This window comes from Azospirillum sp. B506 (assembly GCF_000333595.1).
GTDB lineage: Bacteria > Pseudomonadota > Alphaproteobacteria > Azospirillales > Azospirillaceae > Azospirillum.
The window spans coordinates 1-1,533 of record NZ_BADK01000017.1 but is presented as its reverse complement, the minus strand read 5'-3'; the positions used below and the strand labels follow the sequence as shown (position 1 = coordinate 1,533).

General features: G+C 70.4%; 1 protein-coding gene. It reads right to left on the bottom strand.

Annotation, left to right across the window (positions count from 1 at the left end; all coding sequences use genetic code 11):
* Positions 1–1,533 (bottom strand): calcium-binding protein (locus I71_RS38065; RefSeq protein ID WP_042688639.1); only part of this gene is annotated, 1,533 nt, incomplete at both ends.

Sequence of the window (1,533 nt, the reverse complement as noted above, 5' to 3'; positions counted from 1 at the left end):
TGCCGACCAGCGTCTCCAGCAGGTTGACGACGAAGTGCCGCCGCCGTCCGACAGCTGGACGACGTCGCGCCCGCTGTTGCCGGTGACCGACTCGATGCCGGCGATCCGCACCGTCGTGCCGCCGGTGCCCAGCGTCACGACATCCAGGCCGCTGCCGCCGAGCAGCGTCTCCACCGCCACCGTCGCCAGCGTGCTGCCGCCCGACCCCAACGTCACCACGTCCAGTCCGGCCCCGCCCGACAGCGTCTCCACCCCCGACACCGCCAGCGTGGAGCCGGCATTGCCGAGCAGGATGGTGTCGATGCCGGTGCCGCCGAGAATGGTCTCGAACAGAGACACCGTCGCGGTGTTGCCGGTGTCGCCCAACAGCAGCAGATCGGTGCCGCCGTTGCCGGTCAGCGTCTCGATGCCGCGCAGCAGCACCGTGTTGCCGCCATCGCCCAGCGTCACCGCGTCGTTGCCGGAACCGCCGACCAGGATCTCCAGACCCGATACCAGCAGCGTGTTGCCGGCCGAGCCGAGATAGACGACGTCGGTGCCGCTCGACCCGATCAGCGTCTCCAGGCCCGACACCAGCAGCGTGTTGCCGGCGGTGCCCGACACCCGGTTCATGTCCGCCGCACTGTCAAAGCCCGCGGTGGCCAGCGTCACGATGTCCACCCCCGACCCGCCGGTCAGCGTCTCAAGCTGCGACACCAGCAGCGTGTTGCCGCCGCTGCCCAGCGCGATGATGTCCAGCGCGAAGCCGCCGACCAGCGTCTCCAGGTTCGACGCCGTCATGGTCGAGCCGCGGTTGCCGATGGTGATGGCATCCACCCCGCTCCCGCCGACCAGCGTCTCAAGCATGCGCAGCAGCGTGGTGTTCCCGCCGTCGCTCAGCGTGACGATGTCCGAACCGGAATTGCCGACCAGGATCTCCAGCCCGGCGATCAGCAGGGTGGAGCCGCCGCCAAGCTCGCCGACCACCGCCACGTCGCTGCCCGAGCTGCCGACCAGCGTCTCCAGCAGGTTGACGACGAAGGTGCCGCCGCCGTCCGACAGCTGGACGACGTCGCGCCCGCTGTTGCCGGTGACCGACTCGATGCCGGCGATCCGCACCGTCGTGCCGCCGGTGCCCAGCGTCACGACATCCAGGCCGCTGCCGCCGAGCAGCGTCTCCACCGCCACCGTCGCCAGCGTGCTGCCGCCCGACCCCAACGTCACCACGTCCAGTCCGGCCCCGCCCGACAGCGTCTCCACCCCCGACACCGCCAGCGTGGAGCCGGCATTGCCGAGCAGGATGGTGTCGATGCCGGTGCCGCCGAGGATGGTCTCGAACAGAGACACCGTCGCGGTGTTGCCGGTGTCGCCCAACAGCAGCAGATCGGTGCCGCCGTTGCCGGTCAGCGTCTCGATGCCGCGCAGCAGCACCGTGTTGCCGCCATCGCCCAGCGTCACCGCGTCGTTGCCGGAACCGCCGACCAGGATCTCCAGACCCGATACCAGCAGCGTGTTGCCGGCCGAGCCGAGATAGACGACGTCGTGCCGCTGACC